Annotated in this window: 14 protein-coding genes and 2 tRNA genes; 10 read left to right on the top strand and 6 right to left on the bottom strand. The window is 33.1% G+C overall.

Features of this window, described 5'->3' with window-relative positions:
• Positions 1-9: 9 nt before the first annotated feature.
• Genes P0R33_RS17845 through P0R33_RS17835 form a run of 3 tightly spaced genes read left to right on the top strand, consistent with a single transcriptional unit; the run spans position 10 to position 4123 of the window.
• Entirely contained in the window at positions 10-921 is a 912-nt protein-coding gene (locus P0R33_RS17845) for an ATP-binding cassette domain-containing protein (protein ID WP_276172514.1), read from the top strand.
• Positions 922-924: 3 nt separating this feature from the next.
• Positions 925-1761: an ABC transporter permease subunit gene (locus P0R33_RS17840; RefSeq protein WP_276172513.1), complete on the top strand. Its 837-nt coding sequence runs from the start codon at positions 925-927 to the stop codon at positions 1759-1761.
• Positions 1762-1774: 13 nt separating this feature from the next.
• Positions 1775-4123: a T9SS type B sorting domain-containing protein gene (locus P0R33_RS17835; protein ID WP_276172512.1), complete on the top strand. Its 2349-nt coding sequence runs from the start codon at positions 1775-1777 to the stop codon at positions 4121-4123.
• Between the two features lie 107 nt (positions 4124-4230).
• Here the strand turns inward: P0R33_RS17835 and typA are convergent, their stop codons facing one another.
• On the bottom strand, positions 4231-6027 hold the full coding sequence (gene typA / locus P0R33_RS17830; protein WP_276172511.1) for a translational GTPase TypA: 1797 nt from the start codon (positions 6025-6027) through the stop codon (positions 4231-4233).
• A gap of 168 nt (positions 6028-6195) precedes the next feature.
• Here typA and P0R33_RS17825 point away from each other — a divergent pair, with 168 nt between their 5' ends.
• Both P0R33_RS17825 and P0R33_RS17820 read left to right on the top strand, forming a co-directional pair.
• Entirely contained in the window at positions 6196-7905 is a 1710-nt protein-coding gene (locus tag P0R33_RS17825; RefSeq protein ID WP_276172510.1) for a PAS domain-containing sensor histidine kinase, read from the top strand.
• A gap of 5 nt (positions 7906-7910) precedes the next feature.
• Positions 7911-8318 carry a response regulator gene (locus P0R33_RS17820; protein WP_276172509.1) on the top strand — a complete coding sequence of 136 codons (408 nt, stop codon included), beginning with the start codon at positions 7911-7913 and terminating at the stop codon, positions 8316-8318.
• A 152-nt stretch (positions 8319-8470) separates the two neighbouring features.
• On the opposite strand, the gene rpsT is transcribed toward P0R33_RS17820, so the two are convergent.
• The 4 genes from rpsT to proS all read right to left on the bottom strand — a co-directional run bounded on the left by rpsT (position 8471) and on the right by proS (position 10622).
• Positions 8471-8722: a 30S ribosomal protein S20 gene (rpsT, locus tag P0R33_RS17815; protein WP_091492106.1), complete on the bottom strand. Its 252-nt coding sequence runs from the start codon at positions 8720-8722 to the stop codon at positions 8471-8473.
• A gap of 154 nt (positions 8723-8876) precedes the next feature.
• Positions 8877-8948 (bottom strand) — tRNA-Glu (locus tag P0R33_RS17810).
• Positions 8949-8993: 45 nt separating this feature from the next.
• Positions 8994-9065 (bottom strand) — tRNA-Glu (locus tag P0R33_RS17805).
• 78 nt (positions 9066-9143) lie between these two features.
• Positions 9144-10622 carry a proline--tRNA ligase gene (proS, locus tag P0R33_RS17800; protein WP_276172508.1) on the bottom strand — a complete coding sequence of 493 codons (1479 nt, stop codon included), beginning with the start codon at positions 10620-10622 and terminating at the stop codon, positions 9144-9146.
• 102 nt (positions 10623-10724) lie between these two features.
• Here proS and P0R33_RS17795 point away from each other — a divergent pair, with 102 nt between their 5' ends.
• The 5 genes from P0R33_RS17795 (at position 10725) to P0R33_RS17775 (ending at position 16306) form a co-directional block, all read left to right on the top strand.
• Complete coding sequence (locus P0R33_RS17795; protein WP_276172507.1) at positions 10725-11747, top strand: hypothetical protein; 1023 nt, start codon at positions 10725-10727, stop codon at positions 11745-11747.
• Positions 11748-11785: 38 nt separating this feature from the next.
• Positions 11786-13288, top strand: a complete 1503-nt coding sequence (locus tag P0R33_RS17790) for an outer membrane protein transport protein (RefSeq protein ID WP_276172506.1) — start codon at positions 11786-11788, stop codon at positions 13286-13288.
• A 175-nt stretch (positions 13289-13463) separates the two neighbouring features.
• Positions 13464-14777, top strand: coding sequence for a 30S ribosomal protein S12 methylthiotransferase RimO (gene rimO / locus P0R33_RS17785; protein ID WP_229349212.1), 1314 nt, complete (start codon positions 13464-13466; stop codon positions 14775-14777).
• A 41-nt stretch (positions 14778-14818) separates the two neighbouring features.
• Positions 14819-15376 carry a hypothetical protein gene (locus P0R33_RS17780; protein WP_276172505.1) on the top strand — a complete coding sequence of 186 codons (558 nt, stop codon included), beginning with the start codon at positions 14819-14821 and terminating at the stop codon, positions 15374-15376.
• A gap of 27 nt (positions 15377-15403) precedes the next feature.
• A complete protein-coding gene (locus P0R33_RS17775) occupies positions 15404-16306 on the top strand; it encodes an N-acetylmuramoyl-L-alanine amidase (protein WP_276172504.1) in 903 nt (300 codons plus the stop codon).
• 392 nt (positions 16307-16698) lie between these two features.
• On the opposite strand, the gene P0R33_RS17770 is transcribed toward P0R33_RS17775, so the two are convergent.
• A complete protein-coding gene (locus P0R33_RS17770) occupies positions 16699-17790 on the bottom strand; it encodes an outer membrane beta-barrel protein (RefSeq protein ID WP_276172503.1) in 1092 nt (363 codons plus the stop codon).
• Between the last annotated feature and the right edge of the window lie 524 nt (positions 17791-18314).

The raw sequence follows: 18314 nt of genomic DNA, 5'->3' as shown, positions 1-18314 counted from the left end.
CAGAAAAATTTGGAAACCATATTAACCATTGAAAATCTAAATAAGAGATACGGCCGAATTCAGGCTTTAAAAAATGTATCTTTTACCATAAAGAAAGGTCTTGTTTATGGCATTCTTGGCCCTAACGGCAGCGGAAAATCGACTACATTAGGCATTGTTTTGAATGTAGTAAACAAATCATCTGGTAATTACAAATGGTTTGACGGACAAGTTGAAACGCACGAAGCCTTAAAAAAAGTTGGCGCTATTATAGAAAGACCAAACTTCTATCCTTATATGACGGCTGAACAAAATCTGAAATTGGTTTGCAAAATCAAAAACATCAATTATTCTAAAGTAAATGAAAAACTGGAATTAGTTGGTCTAGATGATAGAAAAGACAGCAAATTCAGCACTTTTTCTTTAGGTATGAAACAACGTCTGGCAATTGCTTCTGCCCTTTTAAACGATCCAGAAATTTTGATTTTAGATGAACCAACTAACGGTTTAGATCCGCAGGGAATTCATCAGATTCGAGATATTATTAGACAAATTGCTTCGCAAGGAACCACTATTTTATTGGCTTCACATTTACTAGATGAAGTGGAAAAAGTTTGCTCTCAAGTAATTGTTTTACGAAAGGGAGAAATTCTATATTCTGGTTCTGTTGATGGAATGGCTTCAAACGAAGGTTTCTTTGAGGTGCAATCTAGCGACAATTTGCTTTTAAAAACAGTTCTGCAAGAACATCCAGCTATTGATCGAATTACTGAAGAAGACGGAAAAGTTTTAGTTTATCTTAATTCTGAATTATCTGCTTCTGATTTAAATCAGTTTTTATTTTCTAAAAATATTGTTTTAAGTCATTTAGTGAAACGCAAAAACAGTTTAGAAGCCCAATTTTTAGAATTAACCCAAAATGCCATTGCTCAAAAAAACTAAACCATGAAAAGACTTCTCTCTATAGAATTGCAAAAAATCTGGATGAACAAAGCCAGTCGCATTTTAACTTTAACTTATTTTATACTACTTTGCTTTATTGCATTGGTGGCTGCTGTAAAATTTGAAATCGGAAATTTCACATTTCAGCCTTCAGAAATGGGAATTTTTAATTTTCCTTTTATTTGGCACTTTAACACCTACGTTGCTGTATTTTTTAAACTTTTTCTAGCTATTGTAATTGTTTCTATGATGGCAAATGAATACACTTATGGAACTTTAAAACAAAACCTCATTGACGGTTTAAGCAAAAAAGAATTTGTCATTTCTAAATTCTTAACAGTTTTGATATTTGCTGCCTGCTCAACAATTTTTGTTTTTATTATAACTTTAATTCTAGGTCTGTGTTATTCTTCGTATACCGAATTTGGCATTATTTTTAGTGACTTAGGCTATCTTCTTGCTTTTTTTGTAAATCTTTTAGGGTTCTTTTCATTTTGTTTGTTCATCGGAATTTTAGTCAAACGATCTGCTTTTGCTCTGGGATTTCTTTTAATTTGGTTTTGTTTAGAAATTTTTATAAAATGGTTTTTAGCTTCTCAAGTTTTTCCTGATAGCGATAAAGATTTATTGTTTACTCAATTTCTTCCATTAGAATCAATCTCTAATTTATTAATTGAGCCTTTTACAAGATTATCATTAATTCAAAATATGGGAAGCAAAATTGGCATTGAAAGCACAAAAGATTATAGTGTAAGTTATTTTACTATTTTGATTGTCTTAACATGGACTCTGATATTTATATCTTCTTCATACAAATTATTAAAAAATAGAGATTTATAGTATATTTGTTACTATGAATTATGTAAAAGTAATACTCCTTATCTGCCTTTTGTTTTGTATCGGGACTAAAACCAATGCCCAAAATATTTCTGTTGATCCAACTGTAACGCCGGAAGTTTTAGTAAAAAATATTTTAATCAACAGCTCTTGCCTAAGTATAGAGAATATAAATGCTTCTGGGAATCCAATACCAGGAAAACAAAGTTATGCATCTTTTACGGCAGGAAGCAATTTTCCATTTTCTAACGGACTTGTTTTAACCACTTCTGCTAGTAAAAATGCCGAAGGTCCATATAATCAAGCAACTTCGATAGGAGAAAGAATCATGTCTTGGAATGGGGATCAAGATTTAAACACTGCTTTAGGAACTACTACAAGTACACAAGCAACTGTTTTAGAATTTGATTTTACGTCTTCAACCAATTCAATAAGCTTTAATTATTTTTTTGCTTCGAATGAGTATCAATCTTTTTACCCATGTTCTTATTCAGATGGATTTGCTTTCCTGATTAAAGAAGTAGGAACAACAGAACCTTATAAAAATTTAGCTGTTTTACCCAACTCAACAATTGCGGTTTCTGCAACAACCGTCCATCCTAAAATTAATAGTACTATTGTTGAAGGAACTCCAAAACCAGGATGTGAAGCGGTTAACGAAAATTATTTTAAAGGTTATAATTCACCATCAAGTCCAATTAACTACGCAGGACAAACTGTAGTTATGAATGCTTCTACAGATGTTGTCCCAAACAAAAAATATCATTTAAAATTGGTTGTCGCTGACGATTTAACTAGAAATTTCCATTCAGCAGTTTTTATAGAAGGAGGCAGTTTTTTAAGTAAAATCAATTTTGGAAAAGACAGAACATTTGCTAATGACAATCCGGTTTGTTTTGGAGAAAATTTTGTTTTAGACACAAAATTAAATGGTGCCGATTATACTTTTAAATGGTATATAAAAGATGCCTCTAACAATTATGTTTTATTATCTGGAGCAACGACACCAACATATGCGGTAATAACGCCAGGAACATACAAAGTTGAAGCAAGTTTAAACAGTGCTTCCTGTATAGCAACAGGAGAAATTTCGGTAGAATTTACGCAAGAAATCAAATCTACAAATACTACTATATTACAATGTGATGATGATACTGATGGAATCACATTTTTTGATTTAACTAAAGTTGCCAATATTGTAAAAAACAACGTTTCGCAAATTACCAATCAGGGTTATTATGAAACTTTAGCAAATGCAAGAAACAAAGTAAATCCAATTCTTAATCCAAAAAAATATTTCAATAAATTTCCGAATCAAAGTGTATATGCTAGAATCGAAAACACTTATGGCTGTTTTGCAACTCCGCAAATTTTACTAAATGTTTCTCCTTACATAATTCCAGATCAGCCGCCATTTACAACATGTGACGAAGATCAGGAGCAAGACGGTTTGTATCAATTTAATTTAGCAGAACAAATAACACCGCAGATTATGGCAACACTTCCTTCTGGATTGGTTGTCAATTACTTTTTAACAGCAGATGATGCTTTAGCCGAAACAAATCCGTTGCCGAATGTTTTCAAAAATACGATTCCAAATAATCAAACAATTTACGTTCGAGCCATAAACGGACCAGATTGTTATGATATTGCTCCTGTAGAATTAGTTGTACATACTTTTGATCCTCCAAATTTTGAAGATGAAACTTTATATTTATGCAAAGGAGAGCAAATGACTTTATCGGTTGCAACAGGTTTTAAAAGTTATCAATGGTCGAATGGAGATAATGTTAACTCAACAATAATCAATACAGCTGGAGATCATAAGATTGTGGTAACTGACGCAAATGATTGCCAAAAAACAAAAACATTTAAAGTAATTTTATCTGAACCAGCATTTATTACAGGAGCAGATATAAAGGATTTTTCTGGAATAGACAATTCAGTTGAAGTTTTATATACAGGAGTTGGTAATTATGAGTTTTCGCTAGACGGATATACTTTCCAAGACGATCCTACATTTACGCAAGTAAAACCAGGAATTTATAACGCAACGGCACGAGATCAACATGGATGTGGCATTTCAAATTCATTTTTGCTTTATGTTTTAGATTATCCACGATTCTTCACTCCGAATGGAGATGGTTACAACGACCTTTGGGCAATTGAAAATATAGGTCAAATGCCAGATTACAGCATTTCTATCTTTGATCGATATGGGAAATTATTAAAACAAATGAATCAAAATAGTTCTGGCTGGAATGGAGTATTCAACGGACAAGAATTACCTTCAGACGATTATTGGTTTACGCTTTTATTTGTAAATGGGAAAATTGTTAAAGGTCATTTCTCATTAAAAAGATAAAAATTTAAACTCTAAAATTTAAATTCCAAATTCTAAAATACGGTAAAAAAAGAATCCCAAACTCCATAACTGGAATTTGGGATTTTTTATATTGAAAGAAAAACTAATTAGATTTTATATCTTTTTCTATCAGTTTCACTTAAGTAAATCTTTCTTAAACGAAGAGATTTTGGAGTAACTTCAACATACTCATCTTTTTGGATGTACTCTAAAGCTTCTTCTAAAGAGAATTTGATAGCTGGAATAATTCTAGCTTTATCATCAGCTCCAGAAGAACGCACGTTAGAAAGTTTTTTCGTTTTAGTAACGTTAACAGTCATATCGTCGCTACGAGTGTTTTCTCCAATAACCTGACCTTCATAAATATCCTCATTTGGATCAACGAAGAATTTACCACGATCTTGTAATTTATCGATAGAGTAAGGAATAGCTTTTCCGTTTTCCATAGAGATTAGTGAACCGTTGTTACGTCCAGGAATTTCCCCTTTGTATGGTTCGTATCCTATGAAACGGTGTGCCATAATAGCCTCACCAGCAGTAGCAGTAAGCAATTGATTTCTTAAACCGATAATTCCACGAGATGGAATATTGAATTTAATAATCATACGCTCACCTTTACCTTCCATAGAAAGCATTTCTCCTTTACGGATAGTTACGAATTCAACCGCTCTACCTGAAAGATTTTCTGGTAAGTCGATAGTTAATTCCTCAATTGGCTCACATTTAACACCATCAACTTCTTTGATGATAACTTGTGGCTGACCAATTTGAAGCTCATAACCTTCTCTTCTCATTGTTTCAATAAGAACAGATAAGTGAAGTACACCACGACCAAAAACCATGAATTTATCAGCAGAATCAGTTTCTCCAACTTTCATTGCTAAGTTTTTCTCAAGCTCTTTTGTTAATCTTTCACGAATATGACGAGAAGTAACAAATTTACCTTCTTTACCAAAGAAAGGTGAATCGTTAATTGTGAACAACATAGACATTGTTGGCTCATCGATAGCAATAGTTTGTAAAGCTTCAGGGTTTTCGAAGTCAGCGATAGTATCACCAATTTCAAATCCTTCAATACCAACTACAGCACAAATATCTCCAGCAACAACTTCTTCTACTTTTCTACGGCCTAAACCTTCGAAAGTATGTAATTCTTTAATTCTTGATTTGATAATTTTACCATCTCTTTTTACTAAAGAAATAGGTGATCCTTCTTTCAATACACCTCTTTCAAGACGTCCAATAGCGATACGACCTGTAAAAGAAGAGAAATCTAAAGATGTAATCAACATTTGAGGAGTTCCTTCAGAAACTTTAGGAGCTGGAACATTAGCGATAACCATATCTAATAATGGTTCAATGTTTTCTGTTTGATTTTTCCAATCATCAGACATCCAGTTGTTTTTAGCCGAACCATAAACAGTTGGGAAATCCAATTGTTCTTCAGTAGCACCTAATTCAAACATTAAGTCGAAAACTTTCTCGTGAACTTCTTCTGGAGTACAGTTTTCTTTATCAACTTTATTAATAACTACGCATGGTTTTAAACCTAAGTCAATAGCTTTTTGTAACACGAAACGCGTTTGTGGCATAGGCCCTTCAAAAGCATCTACTAGTAAACATACACCATCGGCCATGTTCAAAACACGTTCAACTTCTCCTCCAAAATCCGCGTGGCCAGGAGTGTCAATAATATTGATTTTTGTTCCTTTATATTGAACTGATACGTTCTTAGAAGTAATTGTAATACCTCTCTCACGCTCTAAATCATTATTATCTAGGATTAAATCACCTGTATTTTCGTTTTCACGAAATAATTGACAGTGATACATAATTTTATCAACCAAAGTGGTTTTACCGTGATCGACGTGGGCAATAATTGCAATGTTTCTAATAGATTCCATCTGTGATTTTTAATGGGCGCAAAGGTACACTTTATTTTGATAAAAAAAACGTTTCTAATATAGTTTACGTAAATACAATCAATTAGTTAATATAAATCATCAAAATATAGCCCTTAAATTGACATTAACATATGTTTAGTTATAGTTAATTTAACTATATTTGGAGTAATGAAAAGTAAAACTCTCCAAATTACTCTTATTTATACAATCATCACGATAATTATGGCAATTATTTGTCATCAATTACTAACAACCTACTTTTCATTTTCTCAATATCCGCTTTTATCGCTCTTGAAGGATATTTCATTCATTTTAATAACGGGAATAGTTTTTAGTTTCATACTTTCAAAAAACGAAAAAAAGAATATTAGCATTTTTGAAAAGTTAAACAAAACTAATGAAGACATAAAAGAATCCAACGAGAAATATGACATTGTAGCAAAAGCAACAAGTGATACAATTTGGGATTGGAAAATTCAAGAAGACAGCATTAATTGGAACAAAGGAATAGAAAGCGTTTTTGGCTACAACCCAGAAGAAGTGGGCAAAACTTCAAAATGGTGGTTTGATAAAATACACCCTGAAGACAGCATTCGAATGTCAATAAAACTTTACTCTTTTATTGAACAAAAAACACAAAACTGGCAGGATCAATATCGTTTTAGATGTGCAGACGGCACTTATAAATATGTTTTAGACAGGGGTTTTTTATTAAAGGATGAAAAAGGAAGAGCCATCAGAATGATTGGAGCCATTCAGGATATCACTAAACAAAAAGAAGAGGAACAACGTTTAAAACTTCTGGAAACGGTAATTACACAATCTAAAGATTCTATTTTAATTACAGAAGCCAATTCGCCCGACGGCAAAATCCCTAAAATTGTTTACGTAAACCCAGCGTTTTCGCAGATGTCAGGCTATCAATCTAATGAAATAATTGGAAAATCAGCCAATATTTTTAAAGGTCCAAAATCTGATTCGGATGAATTAAAAAAATTATTAAAAGCAATAAAAAACGAAGAAGAATGCCTAATAGAAACTATTACATACACCAAAAATAAGGAAGAGTATTGGGTACGTTTCTCTATGATTCCGATTTTTAACAATGATGAAGTAATCACCCACTGGATTTCTATACAACGAGACATTACAGACGAAAAAAAATTAGAAACAGAAAAAGAGCATCTTATTCGAGAACTTACTCAAAATAATAAAGACCTCAAACAGTTCTCTTACATAACATCTCACAACCTTCGAGCTCCATTATCTAACCTAATTGGGCTTCTAAACTTGACAGAAGATATTCCGATTGAGAATGAAGAACTACAAGAAATCTTAGCAGGATTTACAAAATCTACCCATTTGCTTAACGAAACAATTAATGATTTAGTAAAAGTCATTATTATCAAAGACAATCCTTCAATGCAAAAAGAAGAAGTTTCTCTAAAAGAAGTTTTTGAAAATGTTTTTAGCCAATTATCCTTTCAAATTGAATTACACAAACCCATTATCAAACTTAAATTTGACAAACTGCCACAGCTAATAATAAATAAAGCGTATATTGAAAGCATTTTACTTAATCTACTAACCAATTCAATAAAATACAAATCTGAAAACAGAAAACTAAAAATAGCCATTACGGCCGAACAAGTAGACAATAAAACAATAATCACTTTTAAAGACAACGGAATAGGAATCGATTTAGAAAGAAATCGCGATAAAGTTTTTGGGCTATATCAAAGATTCCACAATTATCCAGACAGCAAAGGATTGGGACTTTATCTTGTAAAATCACAAGTAGAAACGATGGGAGGAACAATTGCTATAGATAGTGAAGTTAATAAAGGCACCACATTTACAATAACATTTAAAAACTAATTATTATGCTTGAGCAGATTTTATGCATAGACGATGATCCAATCACATTAATGCTATGCAAAAAAGTAATTTCAAAATCTTCATTTTCGAATGAAGTTATTACAGCTCAAAACGGTGAAGAAGCACTTCATCATTTCAATACCTTAAAATACACTAATGATAAGAATAGAAAAAAACCAGAATTAATTTTTTTAGATTTAAACATGCCTATCATGGGTGGCTGGGAATTTTTAGATCATTTTACTTCTTCTGCTTATAATGAATTTAATTCTGCTCCAGTAATTGTATTGTCCTCAACAATAGACCCTGAAGATCTTGCCAAAGCAAAAAAATATCCAATTATCATTGATTTTCTTTCAAAACCGGTTACCCAACAGATGCTAGAGTACCTTAAAAAGAAAATAGATTTATAAAATTTTCAAAACTCCAAATATTTTAAATTTCAAATTCTAATCTTGACAAATATTGGAATTTGGAATTTATTATTTTATCAGAATCCAATTGGAGTTAAAACAAAAAAAGTCCTCTTTTAGAGGACTTTTATATCTTTAGCAAATTGTATTAATTACAATTTAGCAACATGTTTAGTTAATTTAGACTTCAAATTAGAAGCTTTATTATCATGAATGATGTTCTTTTTAGCTAATTTATCAATCATAGAGATTACAGTAGATAACTTAGCAGCAGCATCAGACTTATCAGTAGCTAATCTTAATGCTTTAATAGCATTACGAGTAGTTTTGTGTTGGTATCTGTTAAGTACTCTTTTCTTTTCGTTACTTCTGATTCTTTTTAATGCTGACTTATGATTTGCCATTTTCTTTCAATTTTAGATGTAATAATTATTATAAATACTAGTTAAAAAAGAAAAACCTCCCACAATTGCAAAGCAATCACTTTGGTTTTAACTAATAAAACAAAAACCGAGACACCAATTTTTATTTTACAAAACTTATTTACAACTAATTTTGTAGTCCGTAGGGGAATCGAACCCCTGTTACCAGGATGAAAACCTGGCGTCCTAACCCCTAGACGAACGGACCTAAATTCTCCTAGTTTGGAAACTTTTCAATATGTAATATAACTAGTAGTCCGTGGGGGAATCGAACCCCCCTTACCAGGATGAAAACCTGGCGTCCTAACCGATAGACGAACGGACCGTGCTTCTCTAATGCGGATGCAAAGATACATCTATTTTTTAGTTGCACAATAGCTGATGCTATTTTTTTTATTTTTTTTTAATAAGCCTTTGCAAACAGCACTCTTTTAGCAGAAGGACTACCAGTAAACACACAGGTTCCCGCCTCTTCAACAGCGTCCAAAGGAATACAACGAATCGTAGCTTTTGTCAAGTCTTTTATCTTTTCTTCTGTAGCCGCAGTTCCATCCCAATGTGCCGAAATAAAACCTCCTTTACCTTCTAAAACTTCTTTAAATTCTTCAAAGCTATTTACTTCTGTAATATGTGTATTACGATAATTCAAAGCTCTATCAAACAAATCTTTTTGAATCTGCTCTAACAAATCATTTACATAATCAACAATTTTCTCTGAAGCCACAACTTCTTTTGATAAATTATCGCGTCTTGCCACTTCAAAAGTTCCGTTTTCTAAATCTTTCGGACCAACAGCAATTCTAACAGGAACACCTTTTAATTCCCATTCAGCAAATTTAAATCCTGGCTTTTGAGTCGTTCTGTCATCATATTTTACCGAAATCTTTAGTTTTTTCAATTTTGCAGTCAATTCATTAACCGCAGCAGTGATTTGCGCTAATTGCTCATCTGTTTTATGAATAGGAACAATTACAACCTGAATTGGCGCTAAATTTGGAGGCAGAACCAAACCTTGATCATCTGAATGCGTCATAATCAAAGCCCCCATTAAACGAGTTGAAACTCCCCATGAAGTCCCCCAAACATGCTCTTGTTTTCCTTCAGCATTAGCAAACTTAACATCAAATGCTTTTGCAAAGTTTTGACCTAAAAAGTGTGAAGTTCCAGCCTGTAAAGCTTTTCCATCCTGCATTAAAGCTTCAATACAATACGTTTCATCAGCTCCTGCAAAACGCTCTGTTTCTGTCTTGAATCCTTTTACTACAGGAATTGCCATGAAATTTTCAGCAAAATCCGCATACACATTCATCATTTTCTCAGATTCTTCAATAGCTTCTGCTTTTGTAGCGTGAGCCGTATGCCCCTCTTGCCATAAAAACTCTGCAGTTCTTAAAAACAAACGCGTACGCATTTCCCAACGAACCACATTTGCCCATTGATTAATCAATAAAGGCAAATCTCTATATGACTGTACCCATCCTTTATATGTAGACCAAATAATTGCTTCACTTGTCGGACGAACAATAAGTTCTTCTTCTAGTTTTGCATTTGGATCAACCATTAATTTTCCTGGCCTATCTTCATCATTTTTTAGTCTATAATGCGTTACAACAGCACATTCTTTTGCAAATCCTTCTGCATTTTTTTCTTCAGCCTCAAACATGCTCTTCGGCACGAATAACGGAAAATAAGCATTTTGATGTCCCGTTTCTTTAAACATTCGATCTAACTCAGCCTGCATTTTTTCCCAAATAGCATATCCGTACGGTTTAATAACCATACAGCCTCTAACTCCTGAATTTTCAGCTAGATCTGCTTTCACAACCAGCTCGTTATACCATTTCGAATAATCTTCTGATCTTGTAGTGAGGTTCTTACTCATATTATATAGTTTGGCACAAATTTTGTTTTAAATAATTTTAACTAAATAGTTTGACAAAACTAACTATTTTTGTAATGTGCAACAATAAAAAACACCACAGATATGAAAACTAACATTTCTATTCGCCAAAACTCTAATCATTTTTACTTAATCGGATTATTGAGTTTATTGCTAGCGTCGTGTGGTTCTTACCAAAATTCATCTTATCATGATAATGACGGTGTATATGGTAACTCATCAAACAGCTACGTGCAGTCTAATTCGAACGGCACGAACAATCAATACAAAGAATACTTCAGATCTATGCAAGATGACAATCAGCCAACTGAAATATTTACAGACGTAGACAATTACACTAATTACGCAGAAAATGACAGCACTCAAACTGCCTCTGTAGGCTATCCAGCTTGGGGAAGCAGCAATTCTGAAGTTTCAGTTAATGTATACTCAGATCCAACTTGGTCTTTCGGATTCGGAATGGGATATCCTTATTATGGCTGGGGTTACGGCGGTTACTGGGGCTGGGGATATCCAGGCTACTGGGGTGGCTGGGGTTATCCAGGTTACTGGGGCTGGGGTTATCCAGGATATTGGGGTGGCGGTTATTACGGCTACAACAATTACAACTACACCTACGGAAGAAGAGGTTCTGCAGCTTATTATGGCAACAGAAACTACAGCTCAGACAGAGGAGGATATATGTCAAGCAGAGGTTATGCTTCTAACAGAAGCTACAACTCTAATAGAAACTACACCACTAATAGAAGTAGCTATACGACAAACAGAAATTATACAACCAATAGATCTAGTAATGGCTATACCGATTTTAGAAGAACTTCTACAGTAAACGGAAGAACCTCAACTCCAACATTTACAAATAGAAGATCTACTACAAACGGATCTGATTACAGCACTTACAGCAATAGAAGATCTTACAACAATAATAGTAGCGGAACTACAAATAGAAGCTACACACCAAGCAGCAACAGCAACTCATCTAGAAGCTACAGCCCTAGCCCATCACGTTCAATGAACAATAGCGGCGGCGGAAGCATGAGATCGTCTGGCGGCGGTGGCGGTGGAGGAATGAGATCTGGCGGCGGTGGCGGTGGAGGAAGAAGATAATTCTTCCTCAAAATAATTTCAAACTAAAACTTATCAAAATGAAAAAAATACTATTCCTTTTTATAACAGGACTAACTGTCAGCGCGTCATATTCTCAAGAAGTTTCAGATGCTTTGCGTTATGCTCAGGACAATCTAACAGGAACTGCTCGATATAGAGCAATGAGCGGTGCTTTCGGCGCAGTAGGAGGAGATTTATCTTCTTTAAGCGTAAATCCAGCAGGTTCATCAATCTTTAACACTAATCAAGTAGGTGTATCTTTCAGCAATCAGAATATTAAAAACAATTCTAATTATTTTGGAACTCAGACTTCTGAGAAAGAAAACTCATTTATCTTAAACCAAGCTGGAGCTATTTTTGTTTTTAAAGATCGTAATCCTAACAATGGATGGAACAAAATTGCAATTGGTGCAATGTACGAGAATACAAACAACTTCAACAATAGTGTTTTCTCTGCAGGAACAAATCCAACTAATTCTGTTGATGGTTATTTCTTAGCTTTCGCAAATGGAATTCCTTTAGGAAACATTACTAATAATCCATACGAAGACTTAAGTTATAGAGAGCAGCAAGCTTTTTTTGGTTACGAAGGATATGTAATTAATCCTGTTGCAGACAATAACAACAATACAGCTTACACATCTAATGTGCCAGCTGGCGGAAATTATCATCAAGAAAATGAAATTTACGCTAGAGGTTATAACAGCAAAGCAAGTTTTAATATTTCCACTTCTTATAAAGACAGACTTTATCTTGGAGCTAACTTAAATGTTCACGTAACAGATTATAGAAGAACTACAAGTTTTTACGAATACAACAATAATCCTTTAGAAACTTACGAAACAATTTCAAATTTACGTTTCAACAATGAACTTTACACTTATGGAAACGGATTCTCTTTTCAATTGGGAGCAATAGGAAAAGTAACAGAAGCTCTTAGGTTAGGTTTATCTTACGAATCAAACACTTGGTACACCCTTTATGACGAAGTTTCACAAAGTTTATTCACAACAACTGAAACTAGCGCTGGTGATACATTTGACAATCCTGTTAATCCAAATGTTGTAAATGTATATGATTCATACACTTTACAAACTCCTGATAAATGGACTCTTAGCGCCGCTTATGTTTTTGGAAAATCAGGTTTAATAAGTATCGACTACTCTACAAAAAACTACGGGAACAGCAAATTCAAACCAACTAACGATGAAGGCTTTAGAGGCGTAAACGCTGATATAAGCAGCGCTTTAAAAAGAAACGATGAACTTAGAATTGGTGCAGAATACAAAATAAACCAATTAAGTTTAAGAGGCGGATATCGTTTTGAAGGAAGTCCGTACGAAAATAGAAGAACTGTAGGGGACTTAAACAGCTTTTCTGGTGGTTTAGGATATGATTTTGGAGGAACAAAATTAGACTTAGCTTATTCTTACGCTCATAGAAAATCAAATCAAGGATTTTTCGCAACAGGTTTTACAGACGGCGCAAACATTAATTCTAAATTGAACAATGTAACGCTTACCTTATTATTCGCATTGTAATTAAAATTAAATAGATTAATGAAAATTTCCGTCAGATTTTTATCTGGCGGATTTTTTTTAATCATTACTAAAGCTTTTTCAACGCATTAACTTCATAAAAAACAGCTAAAACAACTTTAAAACTAGTGCTGTTTGAATAAAAAAAGTGTAATTTTGCACTCCAATTTATAAAAGTATGAGAACCAAGTCTTTAAAAAAGAACAAAATTAACGTAATCACTCTTGGGTGTTCAAAAAATGTTTATGACAGTGAAGTCCTTATGGGACAGCTGCGTGCTAATGGAAAAGAAGTTGAACATGAAGCTCCTGCAGAAAAAGAAGGAAACATTATTGTAATCAACACTTGTGGTTTTATTGACAATGCAAAAGCAGAATCAGTAAATATGATTTTGGAATATGCTGATAAAAAAGACAGAGGACTTGTTGACAAAGTTTTCGTTACAGGATGTTTGTCTGAACGTTACAGACCAGATTTGGAAAAAGAAATTCCAAATGTGGACCAATATTTTGGAACTACAGAATTACCTCAATTATTAAAAGCTCTTGGAGCTGATTATAAACATGAATTACTTGGAGAACGTTTAACTACAACTCCAAAAAATTATGCTTATTTAAAAATTGCCGAAGGCTGTGACAGACCTTGCAGTTTCTGTGCAATTCCTTTAATGCGTGGTTCTCATGTTTCTCAGCCAATTGAAAAATTAGTTAAAGAAGCACAAGGTTTAGCAAAAAATGGCGTAAAAGAATTAATCCTAATTGCTCAAGATCTAACTTATTACGGACTTGATCTTTACAAAAAAAGAAATCTTGCTGAACTTTTAGAAGAACTAGCAAAAGTTGAAGGTATTGAATGGATTCGTTTGCATTATGCCTACCCTACTGGTTTCCCGATGGATGTTTTAGAATTAATGAAACGCGAGCCAAAAATCTGCAATTACATTGATATTCCTTTACAGCACATTTCAGATTCTATTTTGAAATCAATGCGTCGTGGAACTACTCAGGCTAAAACCACTCAATTATTAAAAGACTTCCGTGCTGCGGTTCCTGGAATGGCAATCAGAACAACTCTTATTGTTGGTTATCCTGGTGAAACTCAAGAAGATTTTGAAATTTTGAAAGATTTTGTACAAGAAATGAAATTTGACAGAATGGGATGTTTTGCTTATTCTCATGAAGAAAATACTCATGCTTATTTACTAGAAGATAATGTTCCAGACGATGTAAAACAAGCAAGAGCAAATGAAATTATGGAATTGCAATCTCAAATTTCTTGGGATTTAAACCAAGAAAAAGTTGGCAAAGTATTCAGATGTATTATAGACAGAAAAGAAGGGGCGCATTTTGTTGGAAGAACAGAATTTGATAGCCCAGATGTTGACAATGAAGTTTTAATCGACGCATCTAAACATTACGTAAAAACTGGAGAATTTGTTAATATCAAGATAATAGAAGCAACAGAATTTGATTTATACGGAGAACCTGCTTAAATTTACACTTAACAATTGTTAATCTTAGATAAAATACTTTTATGAAACCAACTCAAACTTTATTTATTTTAGTTTTTAGCTTATTCTATTTTACTGCTTCTGCGCAGTATGGTGGTTACAACAATGGCTATGGTGGTTACGGAAACGGCTACGGAAGAGGCGGCGGAATGGGAATGGACAGAAGTATGATGGGAGGACAGCAACAAGGAACCCCAAGCAAACCAAAAGAAACTCCTCCAGAAGAAACTGCAGCTATCGTGGTTGAACAAATGAAACCTCAAGTAAATCTTGATGAATTGCAAGCCATTGCAATTACAAATGTTTTAGCAGAAAGTATCAGAGAACAAGGTATTTTACTAAAAAACGAAAGTAGTAGCCAAGATCAAAAAATTGAGCAAATAAAAGCTCTACGAGAAAATACAGATAAAAGAATTAACGCATTTTTGAATCCAGACCAAGTTGAGAAGTACAAGACTTTTATGGACACTTTGAAAGAGGTTAAGAAAACTAAATCTAAAAAGAAAAAAGATAAAGATTCAAAAGACACAAAAGATTCTAAGGAAGTAAAAGAAAATACAGATACGAAAATCTCCGAATAATCGTTTAAACTTATAAAACAACGTATTATGACAAAAAAGCTTTTTTGTTATCTGCTTTTGGCTGCCATTATCAGCTCTTGCTCTACAAATCCGTACAAAAACACGGAAAAAGCATATGACCAGCAATTAAAGACCTTAGAGAATCAAATTACAAATAAAGAAGCAAAACCAATCCCGGCCACTACAGTTGTGATTGATACTTCTTATGCACAACAGTTGAGAATTGTAAAAGATACTTTATCTAAAACAAATTCGACTTATTTGCAAAACGGAATTAATACCGAATGGATCGGAACTGTAAATTTCAACTTAAGAAAACCAAGTTTTGTTATCATTCATCATACTGCTCAAGATTCTCTTCAGCAGACAATTAATACTTTTACAAAAACAAAAACACAAGTAAGCGCACATTATGTGATTTCTGAAAATGGAAAAGTGGTGCAAATGCTTAATGATTATCTGAGAGCGTGGCATGCAGGCAATTCTACTTGGGGAAAAACAACCGATTTAAATTCTTGTTCTATCGGAATTGAATTGGACAATAATGGTTTTAAACCTTTTACAGAAGCACAAATTAGCAGTTTAGTTGCTTTGTTAACTAAATTAAAAAAGGATTATAACATTCCGACTCAAAACTTTTTAGGTCATGCAGATATTGCTCCGGGTAGAAAACAAGATCCAAGCGCCTTGTTTCCTTGGAAAACACTTGCAGAAAAAGGATTCGGAATTTGGCCAGACGAAGTTTTAGAACCAGCGCCATTCGATTTTAAGATTGAACCAGCACTTAGAATTATCGGTTACAACACCAAAAATTTAACCGCAGCAATTCAAGCTTTCAAATTACATTATATTCAAACTGATGCAACATCAGTTTTAGACAGAAAAACAATTGACACCATTTATTCGATTTACAAAAAACAGGTTCAATAAATAAGAGTTAATTCAAAATATAAAAACGCATTTCTACTAAACTAGAAATGCGTTTTTTTATATCAATTCTTAATTCTAATCCGTTTTTCTATATATTAAAAACATATTTATTATAAAACGTCTTGTTTACTCTTATTCAAAGGAGACGCACTGCGGTGAGCCTCTACAGATGGAAATTTAAACCATAAATAACAAAAAACAACATCCAAATTAGCTCTTAGAAATATACACATAATAGATCTAGGCTTTCATAGTCTATAAAGTCCCAACAACTAACAACTAACAACTAACAACTAACAACTAACAACTAACAATTACAAATAAAAAAGCTGCCAAAACATTAGTATGTTTCGACAGCTCCAAAAAAAAAAAAAAAATATCAATCTTTATCTCTAGAAAGAGTATGTTGTAGCAATTAATCCGTAGAAGTTTCCTCCTGTTGGCATTACATCTTTATCCACGAAAATATCTTCAGATGCAGCGTCGTATCTTAACTCAGGAATGATTGTTAGTTTTCCAACTTTAAAATTCAAAGAAACAGTATTTGCAAAAACACTTGATCCAGCTAAAGTTCCAAGACTTGGAGCAGCATCTTTTGCATCAAAGTACTCCATTCTGTAAGCCAAAAGCAATGATGGGCTGAAAGAGTAGTTTGCATATCCTACGATAGAAAACCATTCTCCATCTAAAGCACTGTCAAAATCATTTTTAGTTTTAGCATAAGTTGCATTTAAACCAAGTGCAAAACTATCGCTGATTGTTTTAGATGCTGTTAAGTCAAACTGTGTTTTGTTTTCATCAGAAACTGGAATTGTACTTCCTGGAATCGGGTTAGTACTTCCTGTTGTAAAATTCAAGTAAGCACTTCCTGTTTCTCCAATATATCCCACTTGTCCGATAAATGTTTTTTGATAAGATCCAGCATCCATTGCAGATTTAAAATCTGTTGGATTTGTTAGTCCTAACATCGCAGTAAATTTACCAGAAGTATATTGTGCTTTCAAACCAGTATTAAAAAATGGTCCGTAAGAGAAAGCGTAAGACATACTGTAGTTTTTGTTATCTACTGCATCTAACACTTCATACCCGATATGCGTTCCGAAACTACCGGCTACAAATTTAAATTCGTCTGTTACATTATATGTAAAATATAACTGTTTAATTAAAAATTTTGCACTTGCATCTTTATCCGGTGTTTCATTATATGAAAACTCTGCTGCTCTTTTTCCGAAACCTAAATCTACAAATACAGATGCTTTTCCGAAAGTATGACCTGCTTCAATAGATGCCATTCCTAATTCAAATGAATTCTGAGAGTTGGTAAAGCTCGTTAATCCATTCATTTGTTTTGAAAAATCATATTTATAATACGCATCAGCAGAACCTCCCCAAGTGGTTGCAGGTGGAGCGGCAGCTTCATCTTCTTGGGCAAAGGCAAAAGAACTTGTTAACATGGCGGTTAAAATGTAAAATGCTTTTTTCATGTTTTAAATTGGTTTTTAGTTATTAAATTGATTCTGGTTAGTTAATCTTTTATATATCTATGTAATAGTATAAGTCATTTCTAAAAACTTTCATTCGCCTCAAATCATCATCATTTTCATTAGCGAATTTATTAACTTTTGTATCATCAGAATAATTCAAAACTACTTTTTTGGTGTTTTGAGCGAAGAATTACGGATTACAAAAATTAATCTTCCAATAATCATTATTTCATATTTATCGATAATTGTTTTTGAAAATTCAATAACAAAATTTTAAGAGTTTTTTCAAAAACAACAGGGTTAAAAGTAAATTTTACTACAAAAATAAACCTAAAACAAGTAAAAAAAGAGAGCAAACAAGAAACACCCCCTAAAAAAATAGGGGCTAATTAAAAAATTAAAACAAAACCCAGAAAACACATAATAATCTAATCAAGGAAAAACAAAAAATATTCATCAATTATAATTCTTACAAAAACAACTTCACAAAACTTACTTTTATGACTTATTTTTAAAGTGCTTTT

It is taken from the genome of Flavobacterium sp. YJ01 (genome assembly GCF_029320955.1).
Classification (GTDB): domain Bacteria; phylum Bacteroidota; class Bacteroidia; order Flavobacteriales; family Flavobacteriaceae; genus Flavobacterium.
The sequence above is the reverse complement of the archived record's forward strand: the minus strand, read 5'-3'. Positions and strand labels throughout refer to the sequence as shown.